Here is a 19,194-nt window from a genome sequence, read left to right as displayed (position 1 = left end):
CGCCATGCCTCGGCTGTGGGTGCTGGCCGGGGCCACGGGCACGGGCAAGACCGCGCTGTCGCTCTCGCTCGCCGAGCACCTGGTCGCGACCTGCGTTCCCGCGGAGATCGTGAACGCCGATGCGATGCAGCTCTACCGGGGCATGGACATCGGTACGGCCAAGCTTCCGGAGTCCGAGCGTCGAGGGATCCCGCACCATCTCTTCGACGTGCTGGACGTCACCGACGAGGCCGCGGTCGCGCGCTATCAGGACGTCGCGCGCGAGACCGTCCGGGCGATCCATTCCCGCGGCGCGGATGCCATCCTGGTGGGCGGCTCCGGGCTGTACGTCTCGAGCGTCGTCTACGACTTCCGTTTCCCCCCGCACGATCACGCGCTGCGCGCCGCACTGGAGGCGGAACTCGAGACCCAGGGTCCCGGTGCCCTGTTCGCCCGGCTCCAGGAGGCGGATCCGGCGACGGCCGCGCGCATCGACGCGCAGAACGGCCGGCGCATCGTCCGTGCGCTGGAGATCCTCGCGCAGGGGAAGCAGACCTACGGTGCGGCGCTGCCGGACCGACCGCGCCACTGGCATCCGGACACGCGTCTGGTCGGCGTGCACGTGGACCGTGCCGAGCTGGTCGCCAGACTCGACGACCGGGTGGTCGGGATGTGGGCCGGAGGGCTGCTGGAGGAGGTCCGCGCGCTCCGCGAACGCGGTCTCGATCAGGGCGTCACCGCGCGCAGGGCGATCGGGTACGCCCAGGCCGTGGCGCAACTGGACGGGGAGCTCAGCGAGGCCGACGCCGTCGCGCAGACCCAGGCGCTCACCCGACGGTACGCGCGGCGTCAGGTGTCCTGGTTCAAGAGGTACGAGGGCGTGCGCTGGGTCGCGCCGGACGTGGCCCCCGCGGAGTTGACCGGCACCGCCCGGTGAGCGTCCGCATCCGCCCCTTCGCGGAGACGGACACCGAGGATGTCGTGGCGCTGTGGCAGGACGCGGGCCTCACCCGGTTGATCGCGGACTGAGCGCTGTTCCGCGATGCCTAGACTGGGGGGATGTCGCAGACCGTTCCGTTCACGAAAGGACACGGCACGGGCAACGACTTCGTCATCGTGCCCGACCCGGAGGGAGCCCTCCAGCTGTCCCCCGAGCAGGTGGCCGCTCTCTGCGATCGGCGCTTCGGCATCGGGGGCGACGGCATGCTGCGGGTGGTCCGCTCCCGGGCGATCCCGGAGGGACGGGATGCCGCCGCATCCGGCGCCGAGTGGTTCATGGACTACCGCAATGCCGACGGCAGCATCGCGGAGATGTGCGGCAACGGCACACGCGTGTTCGCGCGCTACCTCGTGGAGACCGGCCTCGCCGACATCGACGCCGGACTCCTCATCGGCACGCGTGCGGGGGTGAAGACGCTCACCCGCAGCGACAACGGGTTCGAGGTCGACCTGGGTCCCTGGCGGATCGAGCCCGGGGACGTGCTCGTGCGTGCGCAGGGCCTGCAGGTGCCGCGGCCGGGAGTCGCGATCGACGTCGGGAACCCGCACGTCGTCGTGGCGCTGTCCTCCGAGGCGGAGCTGGAAGGACTGGGCCTCGCGTCCCGCCCCCTGCTCGAGCCCGAACCGCGCGACGGCGCCAACGTGGAGTTCGTCGTGCCCGGCGATCCGCTCGTGCAGGGCGGTGTGGGTGCGATCCGGATGCGGGTGTTCGAACGCGGTGTGGGGGAGACCCTGAGCTGCGGGACCGGCGTCGCCGCGGCCGCACTGGCGGTGCGCCACTGGGCGGGGACCGCCGCCCCCGACGACTGGACCGTGGACGTGCCGGGCGGCACGCTCGGGGTCCGCATGCGCGAGGGAAGGGTCCTGCTGTCGGGGCCGGCGACCCTGGTGTTCCACGGTGAGGTCGCGCTGGCCTGACGCCGCTCAGGCGGTGCGGCGCGACCGGCGCAGCACCGAGCGCGCGGCTCCGGCGAGACCGGCGACCAGCAGTACCGCGCAGGCCGTCACGACGACCGCGAATCCGCCCACCGGACCGCTCTCCTGCGCGAGCGCGCCGGCGACGGCGGATCCCGCTCCGATGCCGATCACGACGCTGCTCGCGGCGAGGGTCATGAGGTACCCCGCCCGGCCGGCCTCGGCGACCGTGCCCAGGACGCCGTAGATCGTGAGCAGGAGGGGTCCCTGGAACGCCCCGGCGAGGAATGCGGCGACCACGACCCAGGGGATCGTCGGGGCGGACATCAGCAGGACGGCCCCCAGCGTCATCCCGCCCGCAGCGACCGCCCAGCGGGTCCAGGGGCCGACGCGGTCGGGGACGAGCACCATCGACACGGTCGTGAGCGTCGAGCCGACCGCCATGACGGCGTACAGCAGCGCCCCCGCATCCGGGATGCCCGCCGTCCGGGCGAAGGCGGTCAGCCCGGTCTGGGCGGCGCCGAAGAACACGCCCATGCACATCAGCCCCAGGAAGAGGGTGCCGATCAGAGCGAGGCGCCCGCCCCGCCGGTCGAGGGTCGTGCCGGAGGCGCCCCCAATGCGGGACGACGCGCGGCGGGGGACCAGGCGCTGGGTGCGGTGCACCGCGAACTGCGTGGCGAAGACGGTGACGAGGAGGGCCGTGAGCAGCATCGCCGCCTGAGGGGAGACGAACGCGGCGACGATACCGACCAGCGCCGGGCCGAAGATGTAGGCGATCTCGTCGATGACGCCCTCGAACGCGAACGCGGCGGGCAGGTCGTCCGGCGCGATGGCCAGCCACCGGGCGCGGGAGAGCGCGCCGACCTGGGGCAGGCTGAGTCCGGCGAAGCCCGCGAGTGCCACCGTCGTCGGTTCCGGCACGATGCCCGCTCCGGCGGTCAGCGCAGCCAGCAGCGCGACGTGGACCAGCACACCCGCCAGGAGCACCGGCCGCTGGCCGAACCGGTCCGCCAGCGTGCCCGAGGCGGGCGCGCCGACGGCTTCGCCCAGCGCCGCGGCCGCAGCGGCGAACCCGCCCACCGCGATGGATCCGGTCGCGGAGGTGGTCAGCGTGAGGATCGCCAGCGGCACCATCGACAGCGGCAGCCGCCCGAAGCCGGTGGCGAAGAGGTAGCTCCAGCCGGCCCGGCGGGGCAGGGCGCGGTACAGGGCGATGCCGCGGGGTGCGGTCTGCTGCGTGGCCATGACGGACTCCTTCGCCGCGTCCCCCACCCGGATCGCGGCCTCAGCCCGTCAAACGTTCGTGTTGCGAGATTAGCAGTCCGCGCCGGCGGTCCCGTGCTCCGTCAGGGCAGTTCGATGGGCGCGGTCTGCGGCGTGCCGTGGCGGCGGACCTTGAGCACCCGGAAGCCGCGGGCCGTCGCGGCGCGGTGCACGCTGTAGCCGTCCGGGAAGGTCGCGGCGAGCCATCGCTGCAGCGAATCGGACCCGAGGTTCCGGGCGACGACCAGCCAGGCGTCGGATCTCTCGTCGAGGCGCGGGATCCAGCGCTCCAGCATCCCGTGGAGCTCGTGCTTGCCCACTCGGATCGGCGGGTTCGACCGGATGGTGCGGAACATCACGTCGTCGGGAACATCGTCGGGAGTCACCGCGTTGACATTGTCGAGACCCAGCTTCTCCGCGTTGCGGCGGACGAGGTCCAGCGCACGCTGGTTCACGTCCACCGCCCACACCGTGGCGTGCGGCGACAGGGTCGCGAGCGTCAGCGAGATGGGGCCCCAGCCGCATCCGAGATCGAGGAAGTGGCCACCCGGCGGAGGGGGCGGCGTATTGGCCAGCAGCACGGCGGTACCGGCGTCCAGCCGGTCCGGGCTGAACACGCCGCCGGCGGTAACGACCTCGACATCGCGGCCGCCCAGCGTCACACGGATCGTGCGCAGGTTCTCGGGACTGGCGGGCGACGCGGTGAAGTAATGGTCACTCCCCATACCAAGAGCGTAGCGGTTCACGCTGAGGACGCGGGAAGCTAGAGTTAGCGGGCGCTTCGGCGCTGGGAAAGGAATACATGAGCGACACCCCCGACACGACCGACGACAACGCTGCCGACCCGGTCGACCGGGTACTGGCGCGCGCAGACGCCCGAGCACGGGTGCGCGGTGATCTGGGCTCCGCCCAGGCGCTGCAGGACGCGGCCACGGTGATCCACGCCGACAGCGACGGAGCGCAGTGGGACCGCGAGGAACGTGCGGCGCTGCGCCGTGTGGCGGGTCTGTCCACCGAGCTCCAGGACGTCACCGAGGTCGAGTACCGCCAGTTGCGGCTGGAGAACGTCGTCCTGGTGGGTGTGCACCCCCAGGGCGAGCAGGAGGATGCCGAGAACTCCCTCCGCGAGCTGGCCGCCCTCGCCGAGACGGCGGGCGCCGTCGTGCTCGACGGGGTCCTGCAGCGGCGTCCGCATCCGGACCCCGCCACCTACGTCGGCCGAGGGAAGGCCGAGGAACTGCGCGACATCGTCGCCGCCGTCGGAGCGGACACCGTCATCGCCGACACGGAGCTGGCGCCCAGCCAGCGGCGTGCTCTCGAGGACGTCGTGAAGGTGAAGGTGATCGACCGCACCACGGTGATCCTGGACATCTTCAGCCAGCACGCGAAGAGCCGGGAGGGCAAGGCCCAGGTCGAACTCGCCCAGCTCGAGTACCTCCTGCCGCGTCTACGCGGGTGGGGCGACTCGATGAGCCGGCAGGCCGGTGGCCAGGTGGGTGCGGGCGGCGCGGGTATGGGCTCGCGCGGACCCGGTGAGACGAAGATCGAGCTCGACCGGCGACGCATCCGCACCAAGATGGCCCAGCTGCGCCGCCAGATCAGGGACTTCGGTCCCGCCCGCGACGCCAAGCGCGCCGAACGCAAGCGCAACACGATCCCGGCCGTCGCCATCGCGGGTTACACGAACGCCGGCAAGTCGAGCCTGCTCAACCGGTTGACCCGCGCGGGCGTGCTCGTGGAGAACGCCCTGTTCGCGACGCTGGATGCCACCGTCCGCCGGTCGGTCACCTCCGACGGCAGGGTGTTCACGCTCACCGACACCGTCGGCTTCGTGCGCAATCTGCCCCATCAGCTCGTCGAGGCGTTCCGGTCCACGCTCGAGGAGGTCGGCGACGCCGACGTCATCGTCCACGTCGTGGACGCCTCGCACCCGGACCCGGCCGCGCAGCTGGCGACCGTGCGCGACGTGATCGGGGATGTGGGAGCGCGCGGGACCCGCGAGATCGTGGTGTTCAACAAGGCCGACCTGATCGACGCGGACACACGTCTCCTGCTCCGCGGACTGGAGCCGTCCGCGCTCTTCGTGTCCTCCCGTACCGGCGAGGGCATCGCGGAGCTGCGCCGTGTCGTGGAGGAGGCGCTGCCTCTTCCCGCGGTGGAACTGCACGCGCTCGTGCCGTACGACCGGGGAGATCTGGTCTCCGCCATCCACGAGAACGGCATGATCCTCGCGGAGCGACACGAGGAGGACGGCACGGCGATGCACGTGCGGGTCCCCGAGGTCCTCGCGGGACGTCTGGCGCCCTTCGTGCGCTGACGGGTCAGGCGCCGTCGAGGACCGGGGGGAGGACGAAGTACCGCTCCGTCCCGGTCCCCGCGGGCAGATCCGCCGCGGTGACCTCGGTGAACCCGTTCTCGCGGAGGAGCCGCTCCCACGGGGCGGACCCCGCCCGGGCGAACAGCGGGCGGATCGGCTCGCGCGAGACGACCACCGCGAGATCCCGGGAGGTGTGGGGGCCCATGTCGCCCTCGTTCACGATCTCGCGCCCGACCGGGCCCGTCACTACCCGCAGCATCCCGATGCTCAGCTCGAGCGGCGGCACGTCCGGCGTCTCGAAGCCGAACACCCGCCCGAGGAAGGCCAGCTCGCTCTCGAGAGCATGGATCGCCGTGTCACGACCCCGGAAACCGTGTCCTTCGCCCTCGTACAGCACGTAGGAGTGCGGCACGCCCCGGGTGCGCAGGGCATCGCGGATGGCCTCCGCCTGGGCCGGCGGGACGACGCGGTCCTCCGCCCCCTGCAGGATCAGCAGGGGGACCCGGAAGCCCTCCGGCCGGCTCAGCGGGGATCGGTCGATGTAGATCTGCTCCGCCTCGGGCAGCGGGCCGATGAGGCCGTCCAGGTACCGAGCCTCGAAGTCGTGCGTGTCGGCGGCGAGGGCACGCGCGTCGCCCACGCCGTAGCGCGAGATCCCCGCCGAGAAGACGTCGCTGCCGACGAGTGCGGCCAGGACCGTCCACCCGCCGGCGGAGCCGCCCTCGATCGCGAGGCGGGCGGGATCGGCCAGACCGGCGGTGGCGAGGCCCGAGGCGGATGCCACCACGTCGTCGACCTCCACCACGCCCCACTGGCCCCGGAGACGCTCCCGGTAGGCGCGACCGTAACCGGTGGAGCCGCCGTAGTTGACGTCGAGGACGCCGATGCCGCGGCTGGTGAAGTACGCGGCCTTCGCGGATGCGGAGGGGCCGACATGGCTCGTCGGTCCACCGTGCACCCACACGAGGTAGGGGGGCAGCTCGTCCTCTGGCGCGGTCACGTCGGGGTTGGTCGGGGGGTAGGCGAAGGCATGGACCTCACCGTGCGGGCCCGTCACCGTCACGGCGCGTGCCGTCGGCACCCATCCCGGCGGTGCGGCCGGCGCGGCGCCCGCGACCGCGTGGGCGGAAGCGGGGTCGTCCACGTCGATCTCCCAGACACCCAGCGTCGCCGACCGGCCGGCGGTGATGAGCAGCACCCGGGTGCCGGCGACGTCCTCCACGGAGGTGTAGGCCGTCGCATCCACGTCGAGCCGGCGCGCCGAGCCGTCGGCGGGGTCCAGCACGACCACCTCGTCCGCGCCGTCCGTGCGGACGGCAACGATGCGCCCGTCCGCGAGCGGCGCATACCAGCGCGTGCCCAGCACCCACAGTGCTCCGCCGGTGTCGGCATCGGCCGGGGCGAGGGGTTCGTCCGACGGCGGCGCGCCGAACCGGTGACGACGCAGGTTCCACCGTCCGGACCGATCGTCCGTGTACAGCACGGTGTCATCGTCCGACCAGGTCGGCTGGAGGGCAGCGCCGCTCCCGTCGGTGATCTCCGTCCAGGATGCCACCGCCCCGTCTTCGATGCCGCCCACCCGCAGGACGGTGCGGTCCCAGGGCATAGCGGGGTGGTCCCAGGCCACCCAGGCCAGCCGGGTCCCGTCCGGGGAGAGTGCGGGCTGGGCCAGGAAGTCGCTACCGCCGACCAGTTCCGTGGGCCCGGTGCCGTCCAGTGCGATCTCGACGATCGCGCGTTCCGCAGCCCGGCCGGAGGTGTGCTGCTCGCGGATCGCGAGCAGTCGCCCGTGCTGCCAGGAGAGCCCACCGTAGGCGGCACCGTCGACGGGTGGCGTGAGCGTGACCGGCTGCTCGCCGGGTCGCAGGCTGCGGACGCGCTGGTCCGCGCCGTCGACGAAGTACAGGACGCCATCGCCGGACACCGCCCAGGCCGCGCCCCCGTACTCGTGCACACGCGATCGCGCGCTCCACGGTGCGGGCAGGACGTCCTCGACACCGCCGCCGGGGAGCCGCCTGCGCACGGCGGTGCGCCCGGCCTCCTCCGGCACGCCCTGCGCCCACCAGATCTCGTCGCCGACGAATCGGGCGCCGTCGAAGCGCGCCGAGGCGGCCGTGACATCGGATGCGGTCAGGGGTGACGGCCAGGAGCCGAACGGCAGGGTGCTCTCCATGCCCCCACGCTACCCACCGACGCCCCGGCGGTCAGCGCTCACGCGCCCGAACGCAGCGGCTCCGCCGGGACCGGAGCGTCCGCGGGGGTGTCCGGGCCGGCACGCGGCGGCTGGACGAGCTCCGTGGCCCACCACACCGCCACCGCGACCAGTGCCACGGTCCAGAGGGTTCCCGCCGACAGCGGACGGGTGACGAACAGCACGGCCACCGCCACGACGACGATGCCCACGTGCAGCGAGGCCGCATGACGGGAGACGGCGGCGCCGAGGCGTCCGGTGCGGAGACCGCGTGCGGCCAGTCCCCGGCGGATCGACTCATTGGCTCCGGCCAGCGCGGTGCGGACGGACCGTGCAGTGCGTGAGGGGCCCTTGGCCCAGGCCAGGATGATGACGACCACCCCGATCATGCCGAGCAGCACTCCGGTGTCCTGCATCCGGCCGACCAGGTGCGCGTAGAGCGACGAGAGTGCCCCGGCGGGAAGCCCGAGGGACGGTGCGGCGCCGGGGACGAGGACGGCCCCGAGGGAGAACGCCGCCGCCAGGAGGAAGCCGCCGATCGCCAGGCCGATACCGGCTCCGCGCATCCCGATCCTCCGGTCGCGCGCCAGCAGCACGCCACCGGCGAACAGCGCGAGCGTGACCACGGGAAGCCACCATCCGATCGCGTCCGCCAGTGCGTACGCCGTGGACAGCAGCACCAGCGAGTCGGACTGGGCGACGACGATCGTGACGTCCACGGCGGGGATGGCGCCGGCGAAGGCGAAGCCGCCGACCACCAGCTGGGTCTTGACCTCTTCGATGATGGGGGCGAGCTGGATCCCGACCTCACCGGTCGCGCTCAACGTCACCGTTCCGGACGGATCCCCGGTGGCGGCCGCTGCGAGCGCCCGATGGCTCGCGACGAGGGCCGTGCGCCATGCCTGCGGGAACGCGTCGGATTGGACCGCGGTGGTGACTCCCGTGCCGATGAGGCTCTTCACGCCTTCCGCGGCGGGGGAGCGGAGCAGGGTGAGCGCCGCCTGTGCCCGTTCGGGCAGGCCGAGCGTGGCGATCCCGTCGAACAGATCGCCGGTGAGCTGCTCCACGTCGACGGCGTCGACGATCGCGGCCGAGGCGGTCTCGATCACGAAGCGCTGGATCTCGGGGTCGTCCGCCATCGGGCCGAAGGTCGCGAGGAAGGACTCCTCGTCGACCAGTTCCGCCCGCGCCCAGCCGCCGACCGTGGCGACCGGAACGAGGATCGTCGCCAGCACGAGACAGAGCGCGGACAGCACCGCCCGCCAGGCCCCGGCTCGGCGCCGGTCCGGCACGCGGGCCCGCAGCTCGGCGTTCTCGCGCTCGAGCGTCGCCAGATGCTCCCGCAGTTCTTCGGCGTCATCGGTCGTCACCATGACGGCCCCCTTCCCCCGATGCGACAATATCGGCCGGAGGATCGGTCGTCGGTCTCAGATCGCCCGGAGCACCGCCACGACCTTGCCCAGAACCACGGCCTCGTCGCCCAGGATCGGCTCGAACGCCGAGTTGCGGGGGAGCAGCCAGGTGTGGCCGTCGCGACGGCGGAACGTCTTCACGGTCGCCTCGTCGTCGAGCATCGCGGCGACGATGTCGCCGTTGTCCGCCGTCGGCTGGGAGCGGACGACCACCCAGTCGCCATCGCAGATGGCCGCGTCGATCATGGATTCGCCGGAGACCTTGAGCATGAACAGATCGCCCTTGCCGACCAGCTGACGCGGCAGGGGGAAGATCTCCTCCACCTGCTGCTCAGCGGTGATGGGCACGCCCGCGGCGATCCGGCCCACGAGCGGGACCAGCGCGGCGTCGCCCACCGCGGGAGCGGTGTCGGCGGGGTTCTCCGCGGCCGTGCCGGGCAGGTCGATGAGCACCTCCATCGCGCGGGTCTTCCCGGGATCGCGGCGCAGGTATCCGCTCAGCTCCAGCTGGTTGAGCTGGTGCGTCACGGAGGAGAGCGACTTCAGGCCGACCGCATCCCCGATCTCGCGCATGCTGGGCGGGTACCCGTGCCGGGCGATCGACTGCTGGATCACCTCGAGGATGGCCAGCTGCTTGTCGCTGAGGCTCTTCCGTCGCCGCGTCTGCGGCCTCTCGCGTGCCGTCATGGTCACTCGCTCCGTCCCGGCGGCTCCGATTTCTTCGAATGTCGGAGGTTGGTGATGTGGTCGTCCTATCGAAACCGTATCCGGGTCGCACGTCCTGGGACGACACCTCTTGGGCGTGTCGTCTTCGAACGTGCCGCCCGGAACGGATCGCTTGACACCTCTGTCATTCGAATATAGCTTCGGAAGAGAGCTTCGCATCCGGCACTCCCGGCCGAGTGCCGGATGCGAATCTCTCCCCGTCGGAAGGAAGACGTCATGACCACGATCGAGTTCCACCCCGCCCGTCCGGTCGCCACGCGACTGCGGATGACGGCACGGGGTCGTCGCCTCCTCGCGGCGCTCGTGGCGATCCCGCTGGCGGCCGCCCTCGGGGCCGGCGTGCTCAGCGGCGGTGCCGCTCTGGCGTCCCGCGCCGACGGCTCGCCCGCAGGCACCTTCGAGACGGTCACCGTGCTGGCGGGGGAATCCCTCTGGACGATCGCGGAGCAGGTGGCGCCGTCCGCCGACCCGCGCGACGTCGTCGATGAGATCGTGCGGCTGAACGCGCTGGACGGTGCGACCGTGTGGGCCGGACAGCGGATCGCGGTCCCTGCCCTCGCCGCCGGCTGAGCACGCGGCAGCGGCGGAATCCGCAGCGAGCGCCCGGTCCGGAGCCCGCGTCGGCGCCGGGCGCCGCCGTACGATGGGACGTGTGAGCCTGAGCTTCGAAGACCTGCCGATCCGCGACGATCTCCGCGGGATGATCCCCTACGGTGCACCGCAGGCACCCCTGCCGGTGGCGTTGAACGTCAACGAGAACACGCATCCCGTCCCCGACGAGGTGGCCGGCGACATCCTCGATGCCATCGCACGGGCGCTCCGGGACATCAACCGCTATCCGGACCGTGAGTTCACGGCTCTGCGTGAATCCTTCGCCGCATATCTCGGTGAAGGGCTCCAGCGTGAGCAGATCTGGGCTGCGAACGGTTCGAACGAGGTCCTTCAGCACATCCTGCAGGCGTTCGGGGGGCCGGGGCGCACGGCCTTCGGCTTCGCCCCCACGTATTCCATGTACCCCCTGCTGACCCGGGCCACGGGCGCGGCCTGGGTCGCCGGCACCCGGGAGCCGGACCACTCCCTCTCCGCCGAGTCCGCCGCCGCTCAGGTGGCCGAGGCGGATCCGGACGTCACCTTCCTGTGCGCCCCGAACAACCCCACCGGCACGCCGCTGCCGCTGGAGGTCGTTACCGCGGTGTACGAGGCATCCCGCGGGATCGTCATCGTGGACGAGGCCTACCAGGAGTTCGCTCCCCGCGACTCCCCGTCGGCGGTGACCCTGCTGCCCGGGAGGGAGCGCCTGGTCGTCTCGCGCACGATGAGCAAGGCGTTCGCGTTCGCCGGTGCCCGGGTCGGATACCTGGCCGCGGATCCGGCCTTCATCGACGCCCTCCGGCTCGTCCGGCTGCCCTACCACCTGAGCGCGCTGACCCAGGCGGCCGCCACCGCGGCGCTCGCGCACGCGTCGACCATGCTGCGGATGGTCGACGACATCGTCGGGCAGCGGGACCGCATCTCGGCCACCCTGGAGGCGCTCGGCTACCGACCGTACGAATCGTGGTCGAACTTCGTGCTGTTCGGCGGGGTGGAGGATCCTTCGGAGACGTGGCGCCGGCTCTATTCGCGCGGCGTCCTCATCCGCGACGTCGGGATCCCGCACCACCTCCGGGTCACGGCCGGGACCGAGGCGGAGACCACCGCGTTCCTCGATGCGCTGGCGTCGATAGACTCGGAAGCATGAGCACGGAGTCCCGGACGCACCGCACAGCACAGCTGAACCGCGCCACCAGCGAGTCGTCCGTCGAGCTGTCCCTCGACCTGGACGGCACCGGTGTCAGCTCGATCGAGACCTCGGTCCCGTTCTTCGACCACATGCTCACCGCATTCGCGAAGCACTCGCTGACCGACCTCACGGTCCGGGCGACCGGCGACACCCACATCGACGCGCACCACACCGTGGAGGACGTCGCGATCGTGCTGGGCCAGGCGATCCGGCAGGCCCTCGGCGACAAGTCGGGGATCTCCCGGTACGGCGACGCCCTGGTTCCCCTCGACGAGGCCCTGGCGCAGGCGGTGGTGGACATCAGCGGTCGTCCGTACCTCGTGCACTCGGGGGAGCCGGCCGGTTTCGAGTTCCACCTGATCGGTGGGCACTTCACCGGCTCGCTCGTGCGTCACGTCTTCGAAGCGATCACGTTCCACGCCGGGCTGACCGTGCACGTCCGCGTGCTCGAGGGGCGCGACCCGCACCACATCGCGGAAGCGGAGTTCAAGGCGTTCGCCCGCGCATTCCGTCAGGCCAAGGCGCTCGATCCCCTCGTCCACGGCATCCCCAGCACGAAGGGGGCGCTGTGACCGCACGTCCCGTCGTCGCCGTGCTCGACTACGGCTCCGGGAACGTCCACTCCGCCGTCAAGGCCCTCGTCGCCGCAGGAGCGGACGCACGACTCACCGCCGACCGGCGGGAGGTGCTGGAGGCGGACGGCCTGCTCGTGCCCGGCGTCGGGGCGTTCCAGGCGGTGGCCGATGCGCTGCGTGCCCGCCGCGGCGACGAGCTCATCGATCGGCGGCTCGCCGGCGGACGACCCGTCCTGGGCATCTGCGTCGGGATGCAGATCATGTTCGAGCACGGGGTGGAACGCGGCGTCGACACGGAGGGCCTGGGGGAGTGGCCGGGGACCGTGACCGAGCTCGACGCGCCGGTCCTGCCGCACATGGGATGGAACACCGTGCGAGCCCCCGAGGGGTCGCGCCTGTTCGCCGGTATCGAGCAGGAGCGGTTCTACTTCGTGCACTCCTACGCGGCGCAGCACTGGACCCTCGAGACCCAGCGGCCGTTCCCGGAACCGCGCCTGACCTGGTGCGACTACGGCCGGCCCTTCCTGGCCGCCGTTGAGAACGGGCCGCTGTCGGCGACCCAGTTCCACCCGGAGAAGTCCGGGGCCGCCGGCATCCGGCTGTTGTCCAATTGGATCGGCACGCTGGGGGCCCAGTAGTGTCTAACCTCGTGTCGCACGCCGGGGACACGCCCCGAGCGAGAGCCCACGAGGAGCCATGAACGATTTCGCGTCAACCCCTGAACTGATCCTTCTGCCGGCGGTGGACGTCGCCGGTGGCAAGGCCGTCCGCCTCACCCAGGGAGAGGCCGGCAGCGAGACCAACTACGGCGACCCGGTCGACGCCGCCATGGAGTGGGCGCGCCAGGGCGCGGCCTGGATCCATCTCGTCGATCTGGACGCGGCGTTCGGCCGCGGTGACAACGCCGCCGTCATGCGCCGCGTCATCAAGCAGGTGAAGGGGGTGCAGGTCGAGCTCTCCGGCGGGATCCGCGACGACGCGAGCCTGGACGCCGCTCTGGAGTCGGGGGCTGCCCGGATCAACCTCGGCACGGCCGCTCTGGAGAACCCGGAGTGGGCGGCCGACGTGATCGGGCGGTACGGGGACGCCGTCGCCGTGGGACTGGACGTCCGCGGGACGACCCTGGCCGCCCGTGGCTGGACCCGGGACGGTGGCGACCTGTGGACCGTCATGGACCGCTTGGAGCACGCCGGATGCAGCCGCTACGTCGTCACCGACGTCACCAAGGACGGAACGCTCCGCGGCCCCAACATCGAACTGCTCCGTGAGGTGGCCGAGCGCACCCCGAAGCCCGTCGTCGCCTCCGGTGGGATCTCCAGCCTCGACGACATCGCGGCGCTGCGCGAGCTCGTCCCGGTGGGCGTCGAGGGCGCCATCGTCGGCAAGGCACTGTATGCGGGGGCCTTCACCCTCGCCGAGGCGCTGGATGTCGCCGGACACTGACCCGCACGCCTGCGACGCCCGCGGGGATTCGGCCGGCGTCCCGTGGGAGGGACGCCGTTTCGAAGCGAACCCGCACGCCGGTGACGACGGCTCGGCCGACCCGGCCCTCCTCGCCGCGCTGACGGCCTTCCACGACGGAACGGGCGACGCGGTCGCGGTGGTCGAGGCCTACCGCTCCGCCCGCCTGCTGATCCCCCTCCTCGCCGAGAAGGGGGACGAGGGGGTCGGTCCGACCGGGTTGGTCGTGGACAAGACGCAGGAGCTCTCGATCGTCACCGTGGCCGCGCCGGACGGCCGGAAGGTGCTGCCGGTGTTCACCTCGGTGGACGCGCTCCGCCGCTGGGACCCGTCGGCGCGACCCGTACCCGCCGACGGGAGGCGGACCGCGCTGGCGGCCGCGCACGACGAGACGGACCTGATCGTCATCGACCCCGTGTCGGATACGGAGTTCGTGCTGCGCCGGCCCGCGGTGTGGGCGATCGGGCAGGGGGAGTCCTGGGAGCCGAGCTTCCTGTCGCCCGAGGTCTTCCGTGGCCTTCAGGAGAGCATCGGCGGGGAACTGGCGGTGCTCGACCTCTCCGTCGAGGCCGGCGACCCCGAGGGGCGGCTGCGGGGACCGGAACTCGTCGTCCGGCTGCAACTGATCGACGGGCTGGATGCTGCCGAGCTGAACGCCGTCCTGGCGCGGCTCGCCGCGCGGTGGGCCGCGGACGACCGCATCGCGGTCCTGGTCGATTCGCTCACGGTCAAGCTCGTCCGCAGCAGGGACTGACCCGGCCCCGAGGGGCCGGGCCGGGTGGGCTCAGGTGACCGGGCCCGTCCACTTCTCGCCGGGGCCCTTGCCGATCTCGTCCGGGATGACGGAGGCCTCGCGGAACGCGAGCTGTACCGAGCGCAACCCGTCCCGCAGCGAGCGGGCGTGCATGTCGCTGATCTCGGGGGCCGCCGCGGTGATCAGCCCGGCGAGGGCGTTGATGAGCTTCCGCGCCTCGTCCAGGTCGGTCTGGCTCTCCGGATCGTCCGCGAGACCGGTCTTGACCGCGGCGGCGCTGAGCAGATGCACCGCCGTCGTGGTGATGACTTCGACGGCCGGCACATCGGCGATGTCCCGGGTCGCCGCGGTCGCGGCGCGCTCCTGTTCGGCCCACTGCTCCTCGCGGGAGGCCCGCTGGGCGTCGGCCGGGGGCTGGTCATCCTGAATCGAGTTCACGTTTCACTTTCTGCTAGACTTGGCGAGCACCGGAGCGTCTGCTCCGTTCGAAAGAGGATCACATCCCACCCGCGCTTGCCGTTCCAGGCTACCGGGTCATCGCACTCCACCTCCGCGAGGGGGTAGTCCGGGTGCGGGAAAGCCGGCGTCTGACGCGTCGTGCCGGGTGGCGTGATCTCCTTCCGCCCGAGATTCGAATCCGTATCTCGGTGGCACCCAACGACGTCAGAGGAGTTCCGCATCAGCGATCCCCGCACCAATGAGCGCATCCGCGTTCCCGAGGTCCGTCTTGTCGGCCCGAACGGCGAGCAGGTCGGTATCGTCCGCATCGAAGTAGCGATGCGTCTGGCTCAGGACGCGGACCTCGACCTGGTCGAGGTCGCTCCGAACTCACGCCCGCCCGTGGTCAAGATCATGGACTACGGCAAGTTCAAGTACGAGGCCGCGCAGAAGGCCAAAGAGGCCCGCCGCAACCAGGCGAACACGGTGCTCAAAGAGGTCCGGTTCCGCCTGAAGATCGAGCCGCACGACTACGAGACCAAGCGCAAGCGCGCCGAAGGGTTCTTGAAGGCCGGCGACAAGGTCAAGGCCATGATCCTGTTCCGTGGGCGCGAGCAGCAGCGTCCCGAGCTGGGCGTGCGTCTGCTCCGCAAGTTCGCGGAGGAGGTCTCGGAACTCGGGACGGTCGAGTCGAACCCGACGATCGACGGTCGCAACATGGTGATGGTGATCGCGCCGCACAAGAACAAGTCCGAGGCCAAGGCCGAACAGAACGCCGTTCGCACGGCGAACAGGGAAGCGGCTCGTTCCGCCCGTGCCGGGACGGACGATGAGTCCGCCGAGGCCGCTGAGGCCGCTGAGGCCACTGAGGCCGCTGAGGCCACCCCTGCAGAAACCGCCGAATAGGCTCCCCAGACTCCCGTTCCGGCGGGATACGCAACGAAGGAAGAGATCATGCCGAAGCAGAAGACCCACTCGGGTGCCAAGAAGCGCTTCAAGCTCACCGGTAGCGGCAAGCTGATGAAGCAGCAGGCCGGTATGCGCCACAACCTCGAGGGCAAGTCCAGCCGCCGCACTCGTCGCCTGAACCAGGAGCAGGTCCTGGCCCCGGGTGACGCCAAGGTCGCCATGAAGCTCCTCGGCCGCTGACGCGCCCGAACCACGTTAAGGAAAATTGAGAAATGGCTAGAGTCAAGCGGGCGGTAAACGCCCACAAGAAGCGTCGCGTCATCCTCGAGCGCGCCTCCGGTTACCGGGGTCAGCGTTCGCGCCTGTACCGCAAGGCGAAGGAGCAGGTCACCCACTCGCTCGTCTACGCGTACCGCGACCGTCGCAAGCGCAAGGGCGACTTCCGCCGCCTGTGGATCCAGCGCATCAACGCTGCGGCCCGTGCGAACGGCCTCACCTACAACCGCTTCATCCAGGGTCTGGGTCTCGCGGGTGTGCAGGTCGACCGCCGCATGCTGGCCGAGCTCGCCGTCAACGAGCCGGCGACCTTCGCGTCGCTGATCGCCACCGCGAAGGCGGCGCTGCCGGCCGACGTCAACGCGGCGAAGGTCTCGGCGTAACATCCGCCACACGACGAAGGGGCGTCCTCCATCGGGGGACGCCCCTTCGTCGTTCCCGGCACACCGCCGCCCCTAGACTGGGAGCGTGCTGGAGAATCCCCGGTCGCCGCGCGTGCGCGCCGTCGCCAAGCTTGCCAAGCGGAGCGCCCGTGAAGAGACCGGGCTGTTCCTGCTGGAGGGCCCCCAGGCGGTACGCGAGGCCATCTCGTGCCGCCCCGAGTCGATCGTCGACCTGTTCGCGACCCCGACGGCGATGGAGCGGCATCCCGACCTCCGCCAGGACGCCGAGACGGCGGGCCTGGAGGTCGAGTTCGCGACCGAACCGGTGATCGAGGCCATGGCCGACACGGTGACCCCGCAGGGCATCATCGCGGTGGCCCGCCAGTTCCCCGCGTCCCTGCGGAACATCCTCGCCGAGGGGCCGAAGCTCATCGCGATCTGCGAGGAGGTGCGCGACCCCGGGAACCTCGGCACCATCATCCGTGCCGCGGATGCCGCCGGTGCCGACGCCGTCGTCCTGACCGGGCGCACCGTCGACCCGTACAACCCGAAGGTCGTGCGCGCGACGACAGGATCGCTGTTCCACATCCCGATCTCGCGCGGGGGTGACCTCGAGGCTGCCGTGACCGCCATCCGCGCCGCCGGCCTGCGCGTGGTGGCCGCCGACGTGAAGGGGGCCGACCTGCTCGCCGCGCGGGCGGCGGGCGAGCTCGCACTGCCGACCGCCTGGTTGTTCGGGAACGAGGCGCGGGGGCTCGAGGACGGTGCGCTCGAACTGGCCGACGCTGCGCTCCGCCTGCCGATCTACGGCAGCGCGGAATCGCTGAACCTCGCCACCGCGGCAAGCGTCTGCCTTTACGAGTCCGCGTTCGCGCAGCGAAGCTGACGCCGCCCGTTCGCTGAGCGAACGTTAGGAGTCGGCCGGGGTTCCGTCAAGGCCACCGGGCTCGCGGAAGGCGCTTCCGTAGCCTGAGAGGATGACGCCCTCCGACCCTGCGCCTCCGACGTCCAACATCAGCGTCCGGCGCGGGGATCCGCTCGTGGTCATGACGGACGTGCAGAAGCACTACGGCGAATTCCAGGCCCTGACCGACATCGACCTCACCGTCAACCGCGGCGAGGTCGTCGTGGTCATCGGCCCCTCCGGAAGCGGCAAGTCGACCCTGTGTCGCACGATCAACCGCCTCGAGACGATCACGAGCGGCAGCATCACGATCGACGGGGAGAGGCTGCCCGAGGAGGGCAAGGCACTCGCCGCCCTGCGGGCGGACGTCGGGATGGTCTTCCAGTCCTTCAACCTGTTCGCCCACCTGACCGTCCTCGAGAACGTCACGCTCGGACCGATCAAGGTGCGGGGCAAGAAGAAGGCGGATGCGGAGCGCGAGGCGCTCGCGCTGCTGGAGCGGGTCGGCGTCGCGCACCAGGCGGACAAGCTGCCGGCGCAGTTGTCCGGCGGGCAGCAGCAGCGGGTCGCCATCGCGCGCGCCCTCGCCATGACGCCCAAGCTGATGCTCTTCGACGAGCCCACGAGCGCCCTGGACCCGGAGATGATCAACGAGGTCCTCGACGTCATGACGAAGCTCGCCGAGGACGGCATGACGATGATCGTCGTGACCCACGAGATGGGATTCGCCCGGCGGGCGGCCGACCGCGTCGTGTTCATGGCGGACGGCCTGATCGTCGAAGAGGCGACGCCGGAGGAGTTCTTCACCACACCGAAGAGCGACCGGGCACGCGACTTCCTGTCGAAGCTCATCACCCACTGACATCCACGGTCCCCCCGGCCCCGTCGACAGGAAGGACACGCAGCGGCCGCATCCGTCCCCGACAGGTCCCCCCACAGCAAGGAGAGAACCATGCGCACCTCACGAACCCTCACCGGCTTCGGTCTCGCCGCCGTCGCCGCCCTGGCCCTCACCGCCTGCAACAGCGGCTCACCGACCGACCCGGGCGCCGGCGCGACCGAGGGCACCGAGACCGAGGAGCTCTGGGAGGTCGCCACCGACGTCGACCTCGCGGACAGCCCCACCTACGAGCGGATGGTCGCCCGCGACGGTGTCGTGGTGGGCGTCAAGAACGACCAGCCCGGTCTGGGCTATCAGGACGCCGTGACCAACGAACGCACCGGGTTCGACGTCGACATCGCCCGGTGGATCGCCGCGTCGCTCGGCTTCGACGAGGACCAGATCGAGTTCCAGACGATCCCCTCCGCCAACCGCGAGCAGGCGATCGTGAACGGCGACATCGACTACTACGTGGGCACCTATTCGATCACCGACGCCCGTAAGCAGCAGATCGACTTCGCCGGCCCGTACTTCATCACGGGTCAGGGACTCCTCGTCGCGGCGGACGACGATTCGATCAACGGCCCCGAGGACCTGGCGGGGAAGGTCGTGTGCTCGGTCACCGGCTCGACGCCGTTGCAGCGGATCCGCGACGAGTACAGCCCCGGTGACACCGTCGAGAACGACACGTACTCCCAGTGCGTGGAGCAGCTCAAGCAGGGACAGGTCGACGCGATCACGACCGACGAGGCGATTCTCGCGGGGTACGTCGCGCTCGAGCCGGAGACGCTCAAGATCGCGGGCGAACCGTTCAGCGAGGAGCGCTACGGCGTCGGACTGCCCAAGGGCGACACCGTGCTGAAGGACTACATCAACGATCTGTTCACGGACGGCGGTGACGTCTGGACCGCGCTGTTCGAGACGTACCTGGCCCCGGCCGGGATCTCGGGCGAACAGCCCGCGGTCGAGGAGTGATCCGATGGGGGCGGCCGATGAGCCGCCCCCATCGCCATCCATGAGAGGGAAGGC

Annotated in this window: 21 protein-coding genes; 15 read left to right on the top strand and 6 right to left on the bottom strand. The window is 71.2% G+C overall.

Annotated features, from left to right (window positions below):
* Nucleotides 1-4 precede the first annotated feature (4 nt).
* Complete coding sequence (gene miaA, locus F6J84_RS10115) at nt 5-916, top strand: tRNA (adenosine(37)-N6)-dimethylallyltransferase MiaA (RefSeq protein WP_150973452.1); 912 nt, start codon at nt 5-7, stop codon at nt 914-916.
* 122 nt (nt 917-1,038) lie between these two features.
* Nucleotides 1,039-1,896 carry a diaminopimelate epimerase gene (dapF, locus tag F6J84_RS10110; protein ID WP_150973450.1) on the top strand — a complete coding sequence of 286 codons (858 nt, stop codon included), beginning with the start codon at nt 1,039-1,041 and terminating at the stop codon, nt 1,894-1,896.
* Nucleotides 1,897-1,902: 6 nt separating this feature from the next.
* Here the strand turns inward: dapF and F6J84_RS10105 are convergent, their stop codons facing one another.
* Both F6J84_RS10105 and F6J84_RS10100 read right to left on the bottom strand, forming a co-directional pair.
* Nucleotides 1,903-3,141 (bottom strand): MFS transporter, encoded by a 1,239-nt coding sequence (locus F6J84_RS10105; RefSeq protein ID WP_150973449.1) that lies wholly within the window; start codon nt 3,139-3,141, stop codon nt 1,903-1,905.
* Nucleotides 3,142-3,242: 101 nt separating this feature from the next.
* Nucleotides 3,243-3,884, bottom strand: a complete 642-nt coding sequence (locus tag F6J84_RS10100; RefSeq protein ID WP_150895338.1) for a class I SAM-dependent methyltransferase — start codon at nt 3,882-3,884, stop codon at nt 3,243-3,245.
* A 77-nt stretch (nt 3,885-3,961) separates the two neighbouring features.
* Here F6J84_RS10100 and hflX point away from each other — a divergent pair, with 77 nt between their 5' ends.
* On the top strand, nt 3,962-5,476 hold the full coding sequence (gene hflX, locus F6J84_RS10095; protein WP_150973447.1) for a GTPase HflX: 1,515 nt from the start codon (nt 3,962-3,964) through the stop codon (nt 5,474-5,476).
* Nucleotides 5,477-5,480: 4 nt separating this feature from the next.
* On the opposite strand, the gene F6J84_RS10090 is transcribed toward hflX, so the two are convergent.
* The 3 genes from F6J84_RS10090 to lexA are packed head-to-tail and all read right to left on the bottom strand — an operon-like array spanning nt 5,481 to nt 9,766.
* Nucleotides 5,481-7,649, bottom strand: a complete 2,169-nt coding sequence (locus F6J84_RS10090) for a dipeptidyl-peptidase 5 (protein ID WP_150973445.1) — start codon at nt 7,647-7,649, stop codon at nt 5,481-5,483.
* A gap of 38 nt (nt 7,650-7,687) precedes the next feature.
* A complete protein-coding gene (locus F6J84_RS10085; protein ID WP_150973443.1) occupies nt 7,688-9,040 on the bottom strand; it encodes a hypothetical protein in 1,353 nt (450 codons plus the stop codon).
* A 54-nt stretch (nt 9,041-9,094) separates the two neighbouring features.
* Entirely contained in the window at nt 9,095-9,766 is a 672-nt protein-coding gene (lexA, locus tag F6J84_RS10080; protein ID WP_150895332.1) for a transcriptional repressor LexA, read from the bottom strand.
* A 255-nt stretch (nt 9,767-10,021) separates the two neighbouring features.
* Between lexA and F6J84_RS10075 the strand changes: the two genes are divergently transcribed.
* The 6 genes from F6J84_RS10075 (at nt 10,022) to F6J84_RS10050 (ending at nt 14,375) form a co-directional block, all read left to right on the top strand.
* Nucleotides 10,022-10,375, top strand: a complete 354-nt coding sequence (locus tag F6J84_RS10075; protein ID WP_150973441.1) for a LysM peptidoglycan-binding domain-containing protein — start codon at nt 10,022-10,024, stop codon at nt 10,373-10,375.
* Nucleotides 10,376-10,448: 73 nt separating this feature from the next.
* A complete protein-coding gene (locus tag F6J84_RS10070; protein ID WP_191905635.1) occupies nt 10,449-11,543 on the top strand; it encodes a histidinol-phosphate transaminase in 1,095 nt (364 codons plus the stop codon).
* Complete coding sequence (hisB, locus tag F6J84_RS10065) at nt 11,540-12,157, top strand: imidazoleglycerol-phosphate dehydratase HisB (RefSeq protein ID WP_150973436.1); 618 nt, start codon at nt 11,540-11,542, stop codon at nt 12,155-12,157. The genes F6J84_RS10070 and hisB overlap by 4 nt, the downstream gene beginning before the upstream one ends.
* Nucleotides 12,154-12,798 carry an imidazole glycerol phosphate synthase subunit HisH gene (hisH, locus tag F6J84_RS10060; protein ID WP_150973434.1) on the top strand — a complete coding sequence of 215 codons (645 nt, stop codon included), beginning with the start codon at nt 12,154-12,156 and terminating at the stop codon, nt 12,796-12,798. Before hisB ends, hisH begins: the two co-directional genes overlap by 4 nt.
* A 58-nt stretch (nt 12,799-12,856) precedes the next feature.
* The gene (priA, locus tag F6J84_RS10055) at nt 12,857-13,603 is read left to right on the top strand and encodes a bifunctional 1-(5-phosphoribosyl)-5-((5-phosphoribosylamino)methylideneamino)imidazole-4-carboxamide isomerase/phosphoribosylanthranilate isomerase PriA (protein WP_150895323.1); all 747 of its coding nucleotides are present in this window, start codon (nt 12,857-12,859) and stop codon (nt 13,601-13,603) included.
* On the top strand, nt 13,587-14,375 hold the full coding sequence (locus F6J84_RS10050; RefSeq protein WP_150973432.1) for an SseB family protein: 789 nt from the start codon (nt 13,587-13,589) through the stop codon (nt 14,373-14,375). The genes priA and F6J84_RS10050 overlap by 17 nt, the downstream gene beginning before the upstream one ends.
* Nucleotides 14,376-14,405: 30 nt before the next feature.
* On the opposite strand, the gene F6J84_RS10045 is transcribed toward F6J84_RS10050, so the two are convergent.
* Nucleotides 14,406-14,813 (bottom strand): DUF1844 domain-containing protein, encoded by a 408-nt coding sequence (locus F6J84_RS10045; protein ID WP_396652363.1) that lies wholly within the window; start codon nt 14,811-14,813, stop codon nt 14,406-14,408.
* Between the two features lie 240 nt (nt 14,814-15,053).
* On the opposite strand from F6J84_RS10045, the gene infC reads away from it, so the two are divergent.
* The 6 genes from infC to F6J84_RS10015 all read left to right on the top strand — a co-directional run bounded on the left by infC (nt 15,054) and on the right by F6J84_RS10015 (nt 19,140).
* Nucleotides 15,054-15,719, top strand: a complete 666-nt coding sequence (gene infC / locus F6J84_RS10040; RefSeq protein WP_238702671.1) for a translation initiation factor IF-3 — start codon at nt 15,054-15,056, stop codon at nt 15,717-15,719.
* 48 nt (nt 15,720-15,767) lie between these two features.
* On the top strand, nt 15,768-15,962 hold the full coding sequence (gene rpmI, locus F6J84_RS10035; RefSeq protein WP_150895317.1) for a 50S ribosomal protein L35: 195 nt from the start codon (nt 15,768-15,770) through the stop codon (nt 15,960-15,962).
* 32 nt (nt 15,963-15,994) lie between these two features.
* Nucleotides 15,995-16,381 (top strand): 50S ribosomal protein L20, encoded by a 387-nt coding sequence (rplT, locus tag F6J84_RS10030; RefSeq protein WP_150895315.1) that lies wholly within the window; start codon nt 15,995-15,997, stop codon nt 16,379-16,381.
* Between the two features lie 85 nt (nt 16,382-16,466).
* Nucleotides 16,467-17,267 carry a TrmH family RNA methyltransferase gene (locus tag F6J84_RS10025; RefSeq protein ID WP_150973429.1) on the top strand — a complete coding sequence of 267 codons (801 nt, stop codon included), beginning with the start codon at nt 16,467-16,469 and terminating at the stop codon, nt 17,265-17,267.
* A gap of 91 nt (nt 17,268-17,358) precedes the next feature.
* Complete coding sequence (locus F6J84_RS10020; protein WP_150973427.1) at nt 17,359-18,147, top strand: amino acid ABC transporter ATP-binding protein; 789 nt, start codon at nt 17,359-17,361, stop codon at nt 18,145-18,147.
* Nucleotides 18,148-18,237: 90 nt separating this feature from the next.
* A complete protein-coding gene (locus tag F6J84_RS10015; protein ID WP_150973425.1) occupies nt 18,238-19,140 on the top strand; it encodes a glutamate ABC transporter substrate-binding protein in 903 nt (300 codons plus the stop codon).
* The last annotated feature ends 54 nt before the right edge of the window (nt 19,141-19,194 follow it).

The sequence above is a fragment of the Microbacterium caowuchunii genome, from assembly GCF_008727755.1.
Taxonomy (GTDB): domain Bacteria; phylum Actinomycetota; class Actinomycetes; order Actinomycetales; family Microbacteriaceae; genus Microbacterium; species Microbacterium caowuchunii.
Note: the sequence above shows the minus strand (reverse complement) of the source record. Positions and strands in the feature narration are given on the sequence as shown.